General features: G+C 54.0%; 19 protein-coding genes. 4 read left to right on the top strand and 15 right to left on the bottom strand.

All coding sequences use genetic code 11. The features are described from left to right. Positions 1 to 261: 261 nt before the first annotated feature. Positions 262 to 846, top strand: a complete 585-nt coding sequence (locus tag LH86_RS07555) for an OapA family protein (protein WP_039289734.1) — start codon at positions 262 to 264, stop codon at positions 844 to 846. A gap of 231 nt (positions 847 to 1,077) precedes the next feature. On the opposite strand, the gene rplI is transcribed toward LH86_RS07555, so the two are convergent. From rplI to rpsF, 4 genes are read right to left on the bottom strand one after another with little or no spacing between them, the layout of a single operon-like run. Further along, positions 1,078 to 1,527: a 50S ribosomal protein L9 gene (rplI, locus tag LH86_RS07550; RefSeq protein ID WP_008460412.1), complete on the bottom strand. Its 450-nt coding sequence runs from the start codon at positions 1,525 to 1,527 to the stop codon at positions 1,078 to 1,080. Between the two features lie 41 nt (positions 1,528 to 1,568). After that, the gene (gene rpsR / locus LH86_RS07545) at positions 1,569 to 1,796 is read right to left on the bottom strand and encodes a 30S ribosomal protein S18 (protein ID WP_000135199.1); all 228 of its coding nucleotides are present in this window, start codon (positions 1,794 to 1,796) and stop codon (positions 1,569 to 1,571) included. Positions 1,797 to 1,800: 4 nt separating this feature from the next. Further along, positions 1,801 to 2,115 (bottom strand): primosomal replication protein N, encoded by a 315-nt coding sequence (priB, locus tag LH86_RS07540; RefSeq protein ID WP_008460409.1) that lies wholly within the window; start codon positions 2,113 to 2,115, stop codon positions 1,801 to 1,803. An 8-nt stretch (positions 2,116 to 2,123) separates the two neighbouring features. Continuing rightward, on the bottom strand, positions 2,124 to 2,519 hold the full coding sequence (gene rpsF, locus LH86_RS07535; protein WP_008460407.1) for a 30S ribosomal protein S6: 396 nt from the start codon (positions 2,517 to 2,519) through the stop codon (positions 2,124 to 2,126). A 347-nt stretch (positions 2,520 to 2,866) separates the two neighbouring features. On the opposite strand from rpsF, the gene yjfY reads away from it, so the two are divergent. After that, on the top strand, positions 2,867 to 3,142 hold the full coding sequence (gene yjfY, locus LH86_RS07530; RefSeq protein ID WP_008460405.1) for a DUF1471 family protein YjfY: 276 nt from the start codon (positions 2,867 to 2,869) through the stop codon (positions 3,140 to 3,142). 87 nt (positions 3,143 to 3,229) lie between these two features. Here yjfY and yjfP read toward each other — a convergent pair whose 3' ends face one another. Continuing rightward, on the bottom strand, positions 3,230 to 3,958 hold the full coding sequence (gene yjfP / locus LH86_RS07525) for an esterase (protein WP_039299818.1): 729 nt from the start codon (positions 3,956 to 3,958) through the stop codon (positions 3,230 to 3,232). Positions 3,959 to 4,124: 166 nt separating this feature from the next. Between yjfP and bsmA the strand changes: the two genes are divergently transcribed. After that, a complete protein-coding gene (gene bsmA / locus LH86_RS07520) occupies positions 4,125 to 4,454 on the top strand; it encodes a biofilm peroxide resistance protein BsmA (RefSeq protein WP_039299815.1) in 330 nt (109 codons plus the stop codon). Positions 4,455 to 4,611: 157 nt separating this feature from the next. Beyond that, complete coding sequence (gene yjfN, locus LH86_RS07515) at positions 4,612 to 4,887, top strand: DUF1471 family protease activator YjfN (RefSeq protein WP_039289719.1); 276 nt, start codon at positions 4,612 to 4,614, stop codon at positions 4,885 to 4,887. A gap of 15 nt (positions 4,888 to 4,902) precedes the next feature. Here the strand turns inward: yjfN and LH86_RS07510 are convergent, their stop codons facing one another. The 10 genes from LH86_RS07510 to hfq all read right to left on the bottom strand — a co-directional run bounded on the left by LH86_RS07510 (position 4,903) and on the right by hfq (position 16,325). Beyond that, positions 4,903 to 6,537, bottom strand: a complete 1,635-nt coding sequence (locus tag LH86_RS07510; RefSeq protein ID WP_039299812.1) for an isovaleryl-CoA dehydrogenase — start codon at positions 6,535 to 6,537, stop codon at positions 4,903 to 4,905. 108 nt (positions 6,538 to 6,645) lie between these two features. Beyond that, complete coding sequence (gene rlmB / locus LH86_RS07505) at positions 6,646 to 7,377, bottom strand: 23S rRNA (guanosine(2251)-2'-O)-methyltransferase RlmB (RefSeq protein ID WP_008460387.1); 732 nt, start codon at positions 7,375 to 7,377, stop codon at positions 6,646 to 6,648. A gap of 179 nt (positions 7,378 to 7,556) precedes the next feature. After that, positions 7,557 to 10,004: a ribonuclease R gene (gene rnr / locus LH86_RS07500; protein WP_039299809.1), complete on the bottom strand. Its 2,448-nt coding sequence runs from the start codon at positions 10,002 to 10,004 to the stop codon at positions 7,557 to 7,559. A 38-nt stretch (positions 10,005 to 10,042) separates the two neighbouring features. Further along, on the bottom strand, positions 10,043 to 10,468 hold the full coding sequence (gene nsrR / locus LH86_RS07495) for a nitric oxide-sensing transcriptional repressor NsrR (protein ID WP_008460383.1): 426 nt from the start codon (positions 10,466 to 10,468) through the stop codon (positions 10,043 to 10,045). Positions 10,469 to 10,645: 177 nt separating this feature from the next. After that, on the bottom strand, positions 10,646 to 11,944 hold the full coding sequence (locus LH86_RS07490; RefSeq protein WP_039299806.1) for an adenylosuccinate synthase: 1,299 nt from the start codon (positions 11,942 to 11,944) through the stop codon (positions 10,646 to 10,648). Between the two features lie 102 nt (positions 11,945 to 12,046). Then, positions 12,047 to 12,244: a DUF2065 domain-containing protein gene (locus LH86_RS07485; RefSeq protein ID WP_008453600.1), complete on the bottom strand. Its 198-nt coding sequence runs from the start codon at positions 12,242 to 12,244 to the stop codon at positions 12,047 to 12,049. Positions 12,245 to 12,306: 62 nt separating this feature from the next. Beyond that, a complete protein-coding gene (gene hflC, locus LH86_RS07480; RefSeq protein ID WP_039299803.1) occupies positions 12,307 to 13,311 on the bottom strand; it encodes a protease modulator HflC in 1,005 nt (334 codons plus the stop codon). A gap of 2 nt (positions 13,312 to 13,313) precedes the next feature. After that, positions 13,314 to 14,573, bottom strand: coding sequence for an FtsH protease activity modulator HflK (gene hflK, locus LH86_RS07475; RefSeq protein ID WP_039299799.1), 1,260 nt, complete (start codon positions 14,571 to 14,573; stop codon positions 13,314 to 13,316). Positions 14,574 to 14,657: 84 nt separating this feature from the next. Next, positions 14,658 to 15,938 (bottom strand): ribosome rescue GTPase HflX, encoded by a 1,281-nt coding sequence (gene hflX / locus LH86_RS07470; protein WP_008453606.1) that lies wholly within the window; start codon positions 15,936 to 15,938, stop codon positions 14,658 to 14,660. 75 nt (positions 15,939 to 16,013) lie between these two features. Next, positions 16,014 to 16,325, bottom strand: a complete 312-nt coding sequence (gene hfq, locus LH86_RS07465) for an RNA chaperone Hfq (RefSeq protein WP_008453608.1) — start codon at positions 16,323 to 16,325, stop codon at positions 16,014 to 16,016. Positions 16,326 to 16,417: the final 92 nt, after the last annotated feature.

Below are 16,417 nucleotides of genomic sequence, written 5' to 3'. Positions count from 1 at the left end.
TTCATGATGTTTAAAAGCAAGCCCGAAGCATAACAGCGTCAATCCGCAGGGTAAATGACATTGGAGGAAAGGTGACAAATGCAAACGAAACGGGAACAATAGCTTAAACGGGCGCAAAACTGTGGTTCACCGTTACGGGAACCAGGATTGCTTCAGGCATCAGACAGTTAGCGTTTACACTCTAAATAATTCGAGTTGTAGCCAACATCGGCAGCTTGAAGCAGGACGAGTCTATACTGGAAAGTAGTCTTTTGAGGAGGGTTGCCCATGCAATTCGCTGTTAAACCATGGCTTACGCGGATTTGGCATGCACCTGAGCATATCCGCTTGTTGGATCCGTTACCTCCCCTGCACCGCCGAGGCATTATTCTTGGCTTCGCGTGCGTGATTCTCGGCTTTCTCCTGCCAGGGGCAGATAACGATAGCCGCCCGGTCACACGCGATGCGCAGCTCTCCGTACAATCTCAGTCACCGATGCAGGCCGAACTGACGCCTTCCAATGTCCCCGCGACGCCGGTTGAGCCTCCACGCGTGGAGGAGCAAACCCAGGCTCCAGTTCCCCACGATAATAATGATATCGAGCAGCAGTGGCGCTCCTACCGCGTAGCGGCCGGCCAGACGATGGCCCAGCTGTTCCGCGATCATAATTTGCCGCCAGCGGACGTTTACGCGATGGCGCAGGTAGAAGGTGACAGCAAGCCGCTAAGCAATCTGCAGACCGGGCAAATGGTGCAAATCAGGCAAAATGCTAACGGTGTGGTAACGGGCTTAACCATCGATATCGGCAACGATCAGCAGGTGCTGTTTACCCGCCAGCCGAACGGCAGCTTTATTCGCGCGCAGTAAACGGATCCAGCCTCAGAAAAGCAAAACGCCAGCACGAGGCTGGCGTTTTCAGATCGGTGACAAACAGACGAAAAACGTGGTTTTCGTCTGTTTGGGGTAAACCAGCCAATCTCATCTGTTTTCTTATTTGGCCGAAGCGTAACACTCCGGAAAAATATGAATTTCCCACCGACGTCAGAAAAGCAAAACGCCAGCACGAGGCTGGCGTTTTTACGAGCAGTGAATAAAAACTTATTCAGCTACAACGTTTACAGTCAGTTTAGCGAATACTTCGCTGTGAACCTGGAAGTCCACTTCGTGCTCACCGGTGGTGCGCAGAACGCCGTTCGGCAGGCGAACTTCGCTCTTAGCAACAGCAACGCCAGCTGCAGTTACAGCGTCAGCGATGTCGCGAGTACCGATGGAACCGAACAGTTTACCTTCGTCGCCAGCTTTGGACGCGATGGTTACGGTTTCCAGTGCGTTGATTTTCTCAGCGCGAGCTGCAGCAGCAGCCAGAACGTCAGCCAGTTTAGCTTCCAGTTCTGCACGGCGTGCTTCGAAGAACTCAACGTTTTTCTTGGTAGCAGGAACAGCTTTACCCTGTGGTACCAGGAAGTTACGAGCGTAGCCCGCTTTAACGTTAACCTGATCACCCAGGCTACCCAGGTTTGCTACTTTATCAAGCAGAATAACTTGCATTACCTTATCCTCTCAAAGTCGTATTAATGGACCGTGACCGATTACTGATGACGATCAGTGTACGGCAGCAGAGACAGGTAGCGAGCGCGTTTGATAGCGCGAGCCAGCTGACGCTGGTATTTTGCACGGGTACCGGTGATACGGCTTGGGACAATCTTACCGCTTTCGGTGATGTAGTTTTTCAGCGTAGCGATATCTTTATAGTCGATCTCTTGAACGCCTTCCGCGGTGAAACGGCAGAACTTGCGACGACGGAAATAACGTGCCATATGGCTAGTCTCCAGAATCTATCAATTCAATCTGCTCGGCATGCAAGACCACTTTGTTCAGGCCATTTTTCATCTGATGACAAGTAATGAACCCATGAACCGTGATTTGCGTACCGACCGTTATACTGTGAGTAATGGCCTGGTTCGCGTGCCCGCTAACAATCACTGGCATTCGGCACCACGCCTGCCGGTTAAGACCGGCTTCCTCTTGCACAGAACGGTGCTCAAGCACGAACTGGCAGTGAGGAATTCCTGAGGGGCTGACCTTGCGAAGGGGCGTCTTGCACACTGTGCCAGACAACGCCAGGCGGTTGGCCATCATCAGAATTACTCTTCAGAATCCCCAGCATCTGCATCATCAGCGGTTTCGTTAGCGAAATCATCGCGACGCTCACGGCGCTCGTCTTTCGCTTTAACCATTGGAGATGCTTCGGTAACCGCGTGCTTAACGCGCATAACCATGCTGCGGATAACGGCGTCGTTGAAGCGGAAGTTAGTTTCCAGCTCATCGATCGCTTCCTGCGGAGCTTCAACGTTCAGCAGAACGTAGTGAGCTTTGTGCAGTTTGTTGATCGGGTAAGCCAGCTGACGGCGGCCCCAGTCTTCCAGACGGTGGATCGTACCTGCTGCTGCAGTGATTGCACCAGTGTAACGTTCGATCATGCCCGGAACCTGTTCGCTCTGGTCAGGATGGACCATAAAAACGATTTCGTAATGACGCATCGAATTGCTCCTTACGGATTATTCAGCCTCCTGTCAGGGTCAGCCGCGGCCCATGGAAGCAAGGAACGTGTTTGAATTGCGGCTGAAAAATTGACGCGTAATCATACTTACCCAGGCCACTAAACTCAAGACCGCTGGCAAATAAATTCTCTTTATGACAGGGGGAATGGCTAAGCCTGTGAATTTCAAAACAAAGCCGCAGATCGTCAAAATATTTTGAAAGAGACCATCAGAAATGGTCACTTTTTATTCAGCCATCAGGAATTACACTTATTGATAACAGGCCGCCACAGCCATTAACAGGAGCGACGACCACGGATTAAAGGTTTGTTGTAGTGGAGCGCATCATGAAAAATATCGTTATTGCCCTTGCCGCTGTACTGCTCTTTAGCGCCAATGCGGCTGCAGCTATAAAAATCGACGCCCGCCAGGCCAGAAATATGGACGATGTTCAGAGCCTGGGCGTTATTTACATCAACCACAACTTCGCCACCGTATCTGAAGCGGAATCAGCCATTCAACAGGATGCTGACCAGCACAACGCGAAGTTTTATCACACGATAATCATGAGAGAACCGGGCAGCAACGGCAATATGCACGTCAGCGCTGACATCTACCGGTAGTTTGAGAGTACGCGTAAACACCAGAGAAGACACCACGACCTAAAAATCCATGTTTGACTTGCCCCCGCTTGCGGGGGCTTTTTTCGCTTACAAGTATCGAGCAAAAAACTGGCTTGTGGCCTCTAACGCCTCGGGCGTAATACGATGTTTGACGCCCGCTTCCCATACACAAGTCAGGTTTTGATCCCGCTTGTTAGCCCCCAGAGCCTGCTGCAATCTGAACGTTTCAACGGCGGGCACCACATCATCTTCTTCACCATGCCAGAGCAGCAGCGGCCTGTTGCTTAGCGCTTCAAGCTTCTCGCTAACCTCGTAATCCTTCAGGCCAACGATAACCTCTTCACGCACCTCCGCCGAAGGTGGAAACAGCGTCTGTGCGAGTGTTGTAAAATAGCCCGATCCCATCAGGCTGGCGACGCAGCGTACTTCAGGATGCCGCGCCATAATCCCCAGTGCCGTCATGCCTCCCATAGAAGCCCCTCCCACGGCAAGTCTGCCCTCGGCAACACCGCCGGAGTTAATTAATGCCTGATAGAGAGCCGGGAATTCATCAATGCTTTTTTTTAAGATTGGCCAGAACTGCTGCAGGCGAGCATGAGCGTCACCGCTGTAGCGAGCGCCATGATCGAGCGCATCCGGCATGACAACACGAAATCCCTGCTGCGCAAGCGCCACAGCGAAATAGCTATATACCAGCTTTGAAGAGGTGAACCCGTGATAGAAAATCACCGTCGGCAGCGGGGATTGCTCCATTCCGGCAGGTACCGCATGCAACACTTCAACATCGGCGAATCGCTCATTATAAATTTCGATCATCTTCTCTTCTCCTCCGGCGAAATATCAGGGAAAGTAACGCAGATTAGGGATTATTGTAACGGTGAGATCTAGCTAGCGATTTTCATTCGAAAGTCAGTCAAAAGCGCGCCAGAGATAACAATTCGGGAACATTCCCCCTTTGCACGGCCAAACCCGGAACTACACTATGATCGTCAAGAAACGAGAAACCATCATGCCCCGGCTATCCGTACTATTTTTGGCGGCCTTACTCAGCGCCTGCAGCGTGCTTCAGGGTACGCCGCAGCCAGCACCGTCGCCGACGAATTATCCGCAGGAAGTACAGCGTTCTCAGACTGCGGAATTAACAAAAATAGGCACCGTGACCGCCGTGGTACGTGGCTCTCCGATGGACTCAGAAGCCATTATTAAGAAGAAAGCCGCAGCAGCAAAAGCCGATTATTATCTCATCATTATGAATGATGAGACGGTTATCCCAGGCCAGTGGTATTCACAGGCTATTTTGTATCGAAAATAGCCCGGGCCGATAGCCGTTATTTATTGATATTTACACAGCTTTTCGCCGCTTGATCGTTTCTTATGCACAATGGACCTCGCCCTCAGGAAGCGGGGTCAGCTTTGAGTAAGCGAAGGATTGCCCTGTCACTTCGGGGTAAAATGATAAGGAACTGACAATGAAACGATCTCTTGCCTTAACGACACTGCTGTTATCTGTTGGCCTCATTCCGACTCTGGCGCAGTCCGCCGAGTTTGCCAGCGCGGACTGCGTAACGGGCCTCAATGAAATCGGATTAATTTCGGTCAATGACATTGCCGGCAGCCCACAGGACGTTGAACGTATGATCGCGCTGAAAGCTGATGAGCAAGGTGCTTCCTGGTACCGCATTATTCAGATGCAGGAAAACTCTCTGGCCGATAGCTGGCGAGCGCAGGCCATTCTCTACGCGTAAAGACCCGCTATTTAATTAAGCCACGCCTCCCGTTGCCCGCAGCAGCACATCATTGATGACCTGCTCGGGCAAAAGCGATTCTCCCCGTTCATCCAGCATCATACGGCACCAGGCTTCTGCTGCCGGAGGTGAGAGTGATTTAAGCAGTTGTGCCCCACAGGCGAGGTTAGCCAGTTGCTGCGTAATTTCTCTGCCTCTCTCCTCCTGAGGTTTTCGCAAACGTTGCTGTAGCTGCCGCCAGCTGCGATCGAAATGCCGGTTTTGCCCTTTAACCTCATCAAACTCGTTGGACAGCATTTCCATTACCGCAGGCTGCCTGGCGAGCACGCGCAGCACATCAAGGCTCATAATATTGCCCGATCCTTCCCAGATGCTGTTCACCGGCATTTCACGATATAACCGAGGAAGCTCGCTCTCTTCGCAGTAGCCCACGCCGCCCAGAACCTCCATCGCTTCGGCCACAAAAGGGATCCCTGCTTTGCAGATGCTGAATTTCGCGGCCGGGGTAAACAAACGGCTGTAGGCCAGCTGTAGAGCATCGCCCGGCGACTCCCACGCTCGTGCCAGACGGAAAAGAAAGGCCGTCTGGCCTTCAAGCCGCAGTGCCATTTTTCCCAGCAACTGGCGCATCATCGGCTGCTCAATCAACGTCTTGCCAAAGGCCTGCCGCTGAAGCGAGTGGTACAAGGCCACCGATAGCGCACGTCGCATCAAGCCGTGGCTGCCCAGCGCACAGTCGAAGCGGGTAAATCCACCCATCTTCAGAATATGGCGCACGCCCTCACCTTCCTCACCAATGAGCCAGGCGGTGGCATCACAGAACTCGACTTCACTGCTGGCGTTTGAACAGTTTCCCAGCTTGTCCTTGAGCCGCTCAAGACGAACGGCGTTACGCTGGCCGTCCGGCAGAATACGCGGTAAGAAGAAGCACGAAAGCCCGCCCTTAGCCTGAGCAAGCACCAGATGCGCATCGCTTTGCGGCACGGAGAAAAACCATTTGTGCCCTACCAGCCGGTAAGCCTCACCGGCCCCTCTGCCCGCCAGCGGTTCAGCTCGGGTGGTGTTACTCAGTACGTCAGAGCCCCCCTGCTTCTCAGTCATTCCCATACCAATCAGCAGACCACGTTTCTGTTCACCCTGCAGCAAATGTGCGTCATAGCGATCGCTCAGCAAGGGCTTGCGCCAGGCTTCAAATGTCTTGGGGAGGTGTTGTAGCAACAGCGGCGTTGCCCCAAACGTCATAGTAATTGGGCAAAGCGTGCCCGCTTCAACCTGAGCATGTTGGATAAACCGAGCCGCACGGGCGACAAAAGCACCCTGTCGCGCATCTTCTTGCCAGGCCAGGTTGTGAACCCGATTAGCAAACAGGCCTTGCATCAGCAAATGCCAGGCCGGGTGAAAGCGAACGTCGTCCAGGCGCTCTCCGCTGGCGTCGAACCGCAGCAGCTCCGGTGGATTGATGTTTGCCAGCCGCCCCAATTCCAGAGATTCGGCAGAACCCAGCTGTTGGCCGATACTGGCCAGAAGTTCAACATCCCAGCCAGCCCCTTCACGGACGACGGCTTCTCGCAGCGGAATGTCTGAAAGAAAAAGATTGCTGTTGCTGAGGGGTTTGGGTTGATTAAAAACGGTGTGAGTTTGCCAGCGCATGCTGTTCCCTCCATCTGTGGCAATGCCAGTAAGTATGGACGGAGATGCGGGTTCTGCGCGGAGGGGGATCACAAACGGGGTGTTTCCACCCCATTCAAATAACGTTGCTTAACCGCGCTGGCGCACGATTTCGAACAGGCAAACGCCGGTGGCAACGGACACGTTCAGAGAAGAAACGGTCCCGGCCATTGGAATGCTGACCAGCTCGTCGCAGTGCTCACGAGTCAGACGACGCATGCCTTCACCTTCTGCGCCCATTACCAGCGCCATCGGGCCAGTGAATTTGCTCTGGAACAGAGTATGGTCCGCTTCACCGGCGGTGCCGACGATCCAGACGTTCTCTTCCTGCAGCAGACGCATGGTACGGGCCAGGTTGGTGACGCGGATCAGCGGCACATTCTCCGCTGCGCCACAGGCAACTTTTTTCGCCGTCGCATTCAGCTGCGCGGAACGATCCTTCGGGACGATAACCGCATGGACACCGGCCGCGTCTGCGCTACGCAGGCAGGCACCCAGGTTATGCGGATCGGTTACACCATCCAGGATCAGCAGGAACGGACGTTCGTGTTCGGCGATCAGGTCAGGCAGATCGTTTTCCTGATACTGGCGACCCGGCTTCACGCGGGCGATGATGCCCTGGTGTACCGCGCCTTCGGCTTTCTCGTCGAGCCACTGGCGATTTGCCACCTGCACCGGGATCCCTTGCGCTTCAATAGCGTGGATCAGCGGCAGCAGGCGCTTGTCTTCGCGACCTTTCAGGATAAAAACTTCCTGAAAACGCTGCGGAGCACGTTCAAGCAGGGCCTGGACGGCGTGAATGCCGTAAATAATTTCACTCATCGATATCACTCATTGCGGACGAGGGTTCGCCCGTGTTGGTTTGTTCATAATCTTGATTTTGCCCCTCACCCCGGCCCTCTCCCCAAAGGGGCGAGGAGGAAAACGATAAAAGCATACATTATCGTTCTGTTTGCCCCCTCTCCCTTTCCGGGAGGGAATACGTCAGAGTGAGGGTAACATCAGCTCGCCTGTTTCTTCGCGGCGCGCTTCGCTTTCGTTGCTGCCGCTATTTTACGGGTTTTGTCCGACGGCGCTTTGGCTTTCTTCGGTTTCTTTCCGGCCTTGTCTTTCTTCGCTTTCGCTCCGTCTTTCTCTTTACGGAAAGCATTGTCCGGCTCGAAGTTTACGCGCTTGCCTGCCTGACGGCGCTTAGACGGCGCGCCCCCTTTTCCGCCTCGCTTCGCTTTATCTTTTGCAGTTTTACCTTCACCACGCGGCGCACGTGAGCTTGAGATCAGCGCGAAGTCGATTTTACGCTCGTCCATGTGCACGGCTTCCACCCGAACCTCAACGCGGTCGCCCAGACGATAAGTCTGCCCGCCGGATTCGCCAATCAGGCGCTGACCAATCTGGTCAAAGCGGTAGTAGTCGTTGTCCAGCGTCGAGACGTGAACCAGGCCGTCGATAAACAAATCGTCCAGACGCACGAAGAAACCAAAGCCAGTTACGCTGGCAATAATGCCGTTGAATACCTGGCCGACCTGATCCTGCATGAAGTCGCACTTCAGCCAGTCCGCTACGTCGCGAGTCGCTTCGTCGGCACGGCGTTCGGTCATTGAACAGTGCTGACCCAGCTGCAGCATCTCTTCCATGCTGTAGTGCCAGCCGCCGGATTCGGTGCTGTTCCCGGTATGCCCCTGCTCTTTTGCCAGTAAGTATTTAATTGCACGGTGCAAAGACAAGTCCGGGTAGCGACGAATTGGCGAAGTAAAGTGCGCGTAGGACTGCAGCGCCAGGCCGAAGTGCCCGCGGTTTTCCGGATCGTAAATCGCCTGTTTCATTGAGCGCAGCAGCATGGTTTGCAGCATTTCGTGGTCAGGGCGATCGGCTATAGATTCCAGCAGATCGGCGTAATCACGCGGCTCTGGTTTTTGCCCGCCAGGCAATTCCAGGCCAAGCTCCGCCAGCACCGAACGGAACGCGGTGATCGCATCGTTGCTTGGGCGATCGTGATCGCGGAACAGCGCTGGCTCGTTATTCTTCTCGACAAAACGCGCCGCCGAGATGTTAGCGAGGATCATGCACTCTTCGATAAGTTTGTGGGCATCGTTACGCACGGTCTGCTCGACGCGCTCAATGCGGCGCTCGGCGTTGAAGATAAACTTCGCTTCTTCGCTTTCAAACGAGATCCCGCCGCGCTGGGCACGAGAAACTTCCAGCACTTTGTAGAGGTTATGCAACTCTTCGATGTGCTTAACCAGCGGTGCGTATTGCTCGCGCAGTTCCTGATCGCCCTGCAGCATATGCCAGACCTTGGTGTAGGTCAGGCGCGCATGGGAGCTCATCACCGCTTCATAGAATTTATAGCCTGTCAGACGCCCCGCTGCGGAGATAGTCATCTCACACACCATACACAGGCGGTCAACCTGCGGGTTCAGCGAACACAGGCCGTTTGAAAGCACTTCCGGCAGCATCGGTACTACCTGCGACGGGAAGTAAACTGACGTCCCGCGATTGCGGGCTTCGTTATCCAGCGCCGTAGGAGGACGAACGTAGTAACTTACATCGGCAATCGCAACCCAAAGGCGCCAGCCACCGCCGCGTTTTTTCTCGCAAAATACGGCATCGTCAAAGTCACGCGCATCTTCGCCGTCAATGGTCACCAGCGGCAGATCGCGCAGGTCAACGCGGCCGATTTTGGCTTCTTCCGGCACTTCTTCTTTCAGTTTTGCAACCTGGGCTTCAACCTCTTTCGGCCAGACGTGCGGAATTTCATGAGTACGCAGCGCCATATCAACGGCCATACCGGTATCCATGTTGTCGCCAAGCACTTCAACAATCTTACCTATCGCTTTGGTACGGCGCGTTGGACGCTGGGTCAGCTCGACCACCACCACAAAGCCCATACGGGCGCCCATTAGCGCTTCCGGCGGGATCAGGATATCGAAGCTCAGACGGCTGTCGTCCGGCACCACGAAACCTACGCCAGCGTCGGTAAAGTAGCGGCCAACAATCAGCCCGGTTCTTGGCTCCAGCACGCGCACAATACGCGCTTCGCGGCGGCCTTTACGGTCCGCGCCGAGCGGCTGCGCCAGCACCAGATCGCCGTGCATGCACATTTTCATCTGCTCGGATGAAAGATAGAGATCGTCTTTACTCCCTTCAACGCGCAGGAAACCAAACCCGTCGCGGTGGCCGATCACTTTACCTTTCAGTAGATCCAGGCGTTCCGGCAGCGCGTAGCACTGACGGCGAGTGAAGACCAGTTGGCCATCACGCTCCATCGCACGGAGGCGACGACGCAAAGCTTCAAGCTGTTCTTCACCGGAGATTTTTAGTTCTTCCGCCAGCTCTTCGCGGCTGGCCGGTTTTTCACGTTTTGAGAGATGGTCGAGAATAAACTCCCGGCTTGGGATCGGGTTTTCGTATTTTTCGGCTTCTCGTGCCTGGAAAGGATCTTTTGACATTTCGGGTCCTCCGTTGTCATCCGCAGATGGAATCGTGATTATTCCACCAGCAGTAATTTGTAGAGCGGTTGGTTTTGGTCCACCAGGTCGGCCAGCGTGTGCTTGTCCAGTTCCTGAAGGAAACTCTGCACCGCCTCAGCCAAAGCCTGTTTGAGTCGGCAGGCGGGGGTGATATGACAAAACTCACTGCTACAGTTCACCAATGAGAGCGGCTCCAGCTCGCGCACCACGTCGCCAATGCGGATCGTTTCCGCAGGCTTACCAAGACGAATGCCGCCATTTTTTCCTCGCACGGCCATGACATAGCCCGCGCGGCTGAGTTGATTGATGATTTTCACCATGTGATTACGGGACACGCCGTACACCTCTGTGACTTCAGAGATATTGGTCATTCTCCCTTCAGGAAGAGAAGCCATATAAATCAAAGCACGTAAACCGTAATCAGTAAAACTCGTTAACTGCACATCAACCTCATGGGTGGGAGGGGAAACGCTTTGCGCAAGGCAAATTGCACCTTAAAGCAGGTACATATTGATGATAAACCAGCCATATGGTTGCCAGCTAATTTATTTGATTGGAATGATGAATAAAGCGGCGGGAAGAAAGCGATACGGGGTGTGAAACCACACCCCGCGACATCATTATGCGTCGAACGGATCGCGCAGAATCATGGTTTCAGTACGGTCCGGGCCGGTTGAAATAATATCAATCGGTACGCCGGTGACTTCTTCAATGCGTTTGATGTAGTTCAGCGCTGCCTGCGGCAGACCGCTGCGCTCTTTCACGCCGAAAGTGGTTTCAGACCAGCCTGGCATCACTTCATAAATCGGTTCGATACCTTCCCAGTCATCCGCAGCCATTGGCGTGGTGGTCACTTCGCGGCCATCCGGCATACGGTAGCCTACGCAGATTTTAACTTCTTTCAGGCCGTCCAGGACGTCCAGCTTGGTCAGGCAGAAGCCGGACAAGGAGTTGATCTGCACGGCCCGACGCACGGCAACCGCATCCAGCCAGCCGGTACGACGACGGCGACCGGTGGTCGCACCGAATTCGTTACCCTGTTTGCACAGGAACTCACCGATGTCATCAAACAGTTCAGTTGGGAATGGGCCAGCACCCACGCGAGTGGAGTAAGCTTTGATGATACCCAGAACGTAATCCACATAGCGCGGACCAATGCCGGAGCCGGTCGCAACGCCACCCGCGGTGGTGTTAGAGGAGGTTACGTACGGATAGGTACCGTGGTCGATGTCCAGCAGCGTACCCTGGGCACCTTCGAACATGATGAAGTCACCGCGTTTACGCGCCTGATCCAGCAGATCAGAGACATCCACAACCATGCTGGTCAGGATGTCGGCAACCGCCATCGCATCGTCCAACACTTTCTGGTAGTCAACGGCTTCAACTTTGTAGAAGTTCACCAGCTGGAAATTATGGTATTCCATCACTTCTTTCAGCTTGTCTGCAAAGGTGGCTTTGTCGAACAGGTCGCCAACGCGCAGGCCACGACGGGCCACTTTGTCTTCGTAAGCTGGCCCGATGCCGCGACCGGTAGTACCGATAGCTTTTGCACCGCGAGCTTTTTCACGCGCAACGTCCAGCGCGACATGGTAGTCAAGGATCAGCGGGCAAGCTTCTGACAGCAGCAGACGCTCACGTACTGGAATACCGCGGTCTTCCAGACCTTTCATCTCTTTCATCAGCGCAGCTGGAGACAGCACAACGCCGTTACCGATGATGCTGGTGACGTTTTCGCGAAGAATGCCTGATGGAATAAGATGAAGAACGGTTTTTTCACCGTTAATTACGAGAGTGTGGCCTGCGTTGTGACCGCCCTGGTAGCGCACAACATATTTAGCCCGTTCAGTCAGAAGATCGACGATCTTTCCTTTACCTTCGTCACCCCATTGGGTGCCCAGTACGACGACGTTGTTACCCATTTTTCAAAATCACCGTTTGCTTAAAAATGGATTCTACCATCGGTTTCTCAGATGAACAGCCCTTTTAGTATACAAAATCAGTTTCTGCCGGATAAATTTCACTCAGCTACTGGCGCGACTCAACATGTAGTAGATCACGATGCCAGCAACCACAAGACCGCCGCCAAAACGGCGCAACAGCGTGTCCGGTAATTGCGCCATTGCCAGAATCATTCGCCGCCAGATGCGCGGATACAGCATCGGTCCCAGGCCTTCGAGTACCAAAACCAGCGCAAGCGCCAGCCAGATTGTTGAATTCATAATCATCCTTTGCGGGCATAAAAAAAGAGCCGGTAAACCGGCTCTTTCACATTACTCAGCGATTAGCGTGCGCTATTGGCTGGTGTTTTCATGTAACGGAAGAAGTCGCTGTCCGGGCTCAGCACCATAATGTCCTGATTAGACTGGAAGCTGGCTTCATAGGCACGCAGGCTACGGATAAAGGCGTAGAAGTCTGGATCCTGGCTAAACGCATCAGCAAACAGCTTCGCGGCTTCCGCATCACCTTCACCACGAGAGATACGCCCTTCACGCTCGGCTTCTGCCAGCGTACGGGTAACTTCGTAATCTGCGGTTGCACGCAGCTTCTCAGCTTCTTCCTGACCCTGTGAACGGTGGCGACGGGCAACCGCTTCACGCTCTGCGCGCATACGGTTGTAAATCGCCTCGGACACTTCTGTCGGCAGGTTGATCTGCTTGATACGCACATCCACCACTTCAATACCCAGCGCCGCCATACTGTTCGGGTTAATCACCGGCACTTTGCCGTTGGTTTCCTGAGTTACGCGCGCTGCGGCAGACGCAATCGCATCATCCGCTGCTGGCGTAGCGACTTCATCATCGGTGCCCGCAGAACCGGAGTTCAGAGCATCACGAACGTCCAGCGTCAGGCGACCACGGGAATCGGTCACGATGTCTTTCACATCCAGACGACCAATTTCAGAACGCAGACGGTCACTGAACTTACGTTTCAGCAGCACTTCTGCCTGAGAAACATCACCACCGCCAGTAGCCAGGTAGTAACGGCTGAAATCGCTGATACGCCACTTGATGTAGGAGTCAACGATCAGGTCTTTCTTCTCTTTGGTCACAAAGCGATCGGCCTGGTTGTCCATCGTCTGGATACGGGCATCCAGGGTTTTCACGGTTTCAATGAACGGGATCTTGAAGTGCAGACCTGGCTCATACACGACCGGTTTGTTTTCATCATCACGCAGGACTTTGCCGAAGCGTAATGTAATGCCGCGCTCGCCCTCATGCACCACGAACAGCGAGGTGTAGATCACGACCAGCACGATGATAATTACTGCAACAAAAGACTTACGCATCGTTATTCACTCCCTACGCGCTGGGTATCGTTGCGCAGTGCATTGGCACGACGCTGATCCATGATATCGCCACTCGAGGAGGACGAAGAGGTGCTGGCACTGCTGCTTGAGCTGGACGCTGGCGGCAGACGCAGCAGATTATTCGCTGCACTGTTATCGCTCTTCGCGGCCGGCTGCTGAGCGCCGCCCTTCAACATCTGATCCAACGGCAGCACCATCAGGTTGCCACCTTTATCGTTAACCAGCACTTTACGGGTGTGGCTAAGGACTTTTTCCATGGTCTCGATATACAGACGCTCGCGGGTGATTTGCGGTGCGGCTTTATATTCTGGCAGCATCTTAGCGAAGCGAGCCACTTCACCCTGCGCTTCCAGAACGGTCTGTGCTTTATAAGCACGAGCTTCTTCCAGAATACGCTGAGCCTGGCCGTTCGCACGAGGCTGCACTTCGTTGCTGTAAGCTTCCGCTTCACGAATGTACTGCTGTTCGTTCTCACGAGCGGCAATAGCATCATCAAAGGCGGCCTTAACTTCTTCCGGCGGACGTGCCGTCTGGAAGTTTACGTCCAGCAGCGTGATGCCCATGTTGTAAGGCTTGATGGTTTCTTCAAGCTCACGCTGGGTATCGCTACGAATTACGGTACGACCCTCGGTAAGGATCTTATCCATGGTGTATTTACCGATAACGCCACGCAGAGCGCTGTCGGTGGCCTGACGCAGGCTGTCATCCGCACTGGTCACGCTAAACAGATAACGCTGTGGATCGGTCACGCGGTACTGAACGTTCATCTCAACGCGCACGACGTTTTCGTCAGAAGTCAGCATCACACCGGACGCAGCAAGTTCACGTACCGACTCAACGTTCACTGCCTGAACGCTGTCGATAAACGTCGGTTTCCAGTTCAGACCCGGCTCAACGAGATGGCTGAATTTACCAAAGCGGGTCACAACACCGCGTTCGGCTTCTTTAATGGTATAGAACCCGGTTGCGGCCCAAATAATGACCGCGGCTGCAGCCACAATACCGATTACACGACCACCAATAGGATTGCCAGGCCCCTGCGATGCATTACCACCGCCGTTGCCACCGCTTTTCCCACCGCCAAGGCCGCCGAGCTTTTTGCTCAGTTTGCGGAAGATATCATCCAGATCAGGTGGCCCCTGATCGCGCCCTCCTTTGTTACCCCCAGAGTCGCCGCCAGGCTTGCTGCTTCCCCACGGGTCGCGGTCCTGTCCGTTATTACCGGGCTGATTCCACGCCATGTTTATGCTCCATATTTGTTGTGCGGTGATATCCCCCGAGGGGGAAATAGTCTTCAGGACATTTATGAGCCGGCTTAATTGCGTCTAAACGATGTAATCCGCGAGTGCCGGTTCTTGTTTACAAAGGCGACGCCAGTCCACGATAGGCATACGAACTTCTAACCCCACGCAGCCGTCTTCCTCTGTCCACTCTTTTTCTATTGCCTGAAGCTGATAAAAACGGCTCCGCAAACGCCCTGCCTGAGGGGGTAAACGCAGCGTATGCTGCGCAATTTCACCAGACAAACGCTCCGTCAGAGCCTGGAAAAGCAGTGGGACACCGGCACCGGTCTGTGCGGAAAGCCAGACGCGGATCGGCACATTCTCGTCATTCCTGTCGATACGCGGCTCAAACTCATCCAGCGCATCGATTTTATTCATGACCAACAGCGTAGGGATTTCATTCGCCTCAATCTCTTCCAGTACGGTATCGACTGCTGCAATGTTTTCCTGCATCCGGAAGTCGGCCGCGTCAATCACGTGTAACAACAGCGTGGCCTGACGTGTCTCCTGCAAAGTGGCTTTAAACGCTGCTACCAAATCATGCGGCAGGTGGCGAATAAAACCGACAGTATCTGCCAGCACGGTTTCGCCCACATCGGCGACGTCAATGCGGCGCAGTGTAGGATCGAGTGTGGCAAATAGCTGATCCGCGGCATAAACATCGGCCGCGGTAATTCTGTTAAATAGCGTGGATTTACCGGCGTTGGTGTAGCCCACCAATGAAATCGTCGGCACATCTGCTTTATTACGTGAACGCCGTCCCTGCTCGCGCTGTTTTTCCACACGTTCTAAACGCGAGAGGATCAGCATAATGCGGTTGCGCAGCAAGCGACGGTCTGTCTCGAGCTGGGTTTCCCCCGGACCGCGTAAACCGATCCCGCCTTTCTGGCGCTCAAGATGGGTCCAGCCGCGAACCAGGCGCGTAGCCAAATGGCGAAGCTGGGCCAGCTCAACCTGCAATTTACCCTCATGGGTACGTGCACGCTGGGCAAAAATATCTAAAATTAACCCGGTGCGGTCAATAACACGGCACTGGCACAGGGCTTCCAGGTTACGTTCCTGGGCGGGGGATAACGCATGATCAAACAGCACAACCGACGCCCCAGTAGCCTTAACGGCCTCGGCAATCTCAACGGCTTTGCCTTCACCAACGAAATACTTTGGGTGCGGGGATTTGCGGCTACCGGTTACCACCTGCAGTGCTTCGACACCGGCTGAAGAGACCAGGGATTCAAACTCCGCCAGGTCTTCCATGTCTTTGTCTTGCGAAAAATAGATGTGAACCAGTACCGCCTGCTCACCGGCATCATAACGGTCAAACAAGCGTATAACCTCTCAAAAAGACCAGCGGGGAACGCAGTTGAACTGGTCCCCCGACCGGGAAAACAGCAAGCAACCTTATTCGGTTTCTTCGCTGTCTTGTTGCGGCGCAGAACCAGCCTGCGCGCTGCCGCCGTGATGGTAGCCGCCAGAACCGCCGGTGCCGGTGTTATTGCTATGATGAGAAACCGGACGAGACGGAACAACGGTAGAAATCGCGTGCTTATAGACCATCTGGCTGACCGTGTTTTTCAACAGGATCACGAACTGATCGAAAGACTCAATTTGCCCTTGCAGCTTAATACCATTCACCAAATAAATAGAAACTGGAACACGTTCACGACGCAGTGCGTTCAAGAACGGATCTTGTAAAGATTGCCCCTTAGCCATTCTATCTTTTCCTTATATGTTTGTTGTTTGTCACTCAAGAGCGATTAGCTCTGAAAAACTGCGTAAAAATTTGCGCACGCTGACGATTCAAT

Origin of the sequence: Cedecea neteri, from assembly GCF_000758325.1 — a bacterium.
Classification (GTDB): Bacteria; Pseudomonadota; Gammaproteobacteria; order Enterobacterales; family Enterobacteriaceae; genus Cedecea; species Cedecea neteri_B.
The sequence above is the reverse complement of the archived record's forward strand: the minus strand, read 5'-3'. Positions and strand labels throughout refer to the sequence as shown.

Bases quoted from the DNA above. Each gene is read 5' to 3' on its own strand.
- hfq (WP_008453608.1), bottom strand. From the start codon at position 16,325: ATGGCTAAGGGGCAATCTTTACAAGATCCGTTCTTGAACGCACTGCGT.
- LH86_RS07485 (WP_008453600.1), bottom strand. From the start codon at position 12,244: ATGAATTCAACAATCTGGCTGGCGCTTGCGCTGGTTTTGGTACTCGAA.
- LH86_RS07510 (WP_039299812.1), bottom strand. From the start codon at position 6,537: ATGCGCTGGCAAACTCACACCGTTTTTAATCAACCCAAACCCCTCAGC.
- hflK (WP_039299799.1), bottom strand. From the start codon at position 14,573: ATGGCGTGGAATCAGCCCGGTAATAACGGACAGGACCGCGACCCGTGG.
- rplI (WP_008460412.1), bottom strand. From the start codon at position 1,527: ATGCAAGTTATTCTGCTTGATAAAGTAGCAAACCTGGGTAGCCTGGGT.
- rnr (WP_039299809.1), bottom strand. From the start codon at position 10,004: ATGTCAAAAGATCCTTTCCAGGCACGAGAAGCCGAAAAATACGAAAAC.
- rpsR (WP_000135199.1), bottom strand. From the start codon at position 1,796: ATGGCACGTTATTTCCGTCGTCGCAAGTTCTGCCGTTTCACCGCGGAA.
- rpsF (WP_008460407.1), bottom strand. From the start codon at position 2,519: ATGCGTCATTACGAAATCGTTTTTATGGTCCATCCTGACCAGAGCGAA.
- rlmB (WP_008460387.1), bottom strand. From the start codon at position 7,377: ATGAGTGAAATTATTTACGGCATTCACGCCGTCCAGGCCCTGCTTGAA.
- hflC (WP_039299803.1), bottom strand. From the start codon at position 13,311: ATGCGTAAGTCTTTTGTTGCAGTAATTATCATCGTGCTGGTCGTGATC.
- yjfY (WP_008460405.1), top strand. From the start codon at position 2,867: ATGAAAAATATCGTTATTGCCCTTGCCGCTGTACTGCTCTTTAGCGCC.
- yjfN (WP_039289719.1), top strand. From the start codon at position 4,612: ATGAAACGATCTCTTGCCTTAACGACACTGCTGTTATCTGTTGGCCTC.
- bsmA (WP_039299815.1), top strand. From the start codon at position 4,125: ATGATCGTCAAGAAACGAGAAACCATCATGCCCCGGCTATCCGTACTA.
- yjfP (WP_039299818.1), bottom strand. From the start codon at position 3,958: ATGATCGAAATTTATAATGAGCGATTCGCCGATGTTGAAGTGTTGCAT.
- priB (WP_008460409.1), bottom strand. From the start codon at position 2,115: ATGGCCAACCGCCTGGCGTTGTCTGGCACAGTGTGCAAGACGCCCCTT.
- LH86_RS07490 (WP_039299806.1), bottom strand. From the start codon at position 11,944: ATGGGTAACAACGTCGTCGTACTGGGCACCCAATGGGGTGACGAAGGT.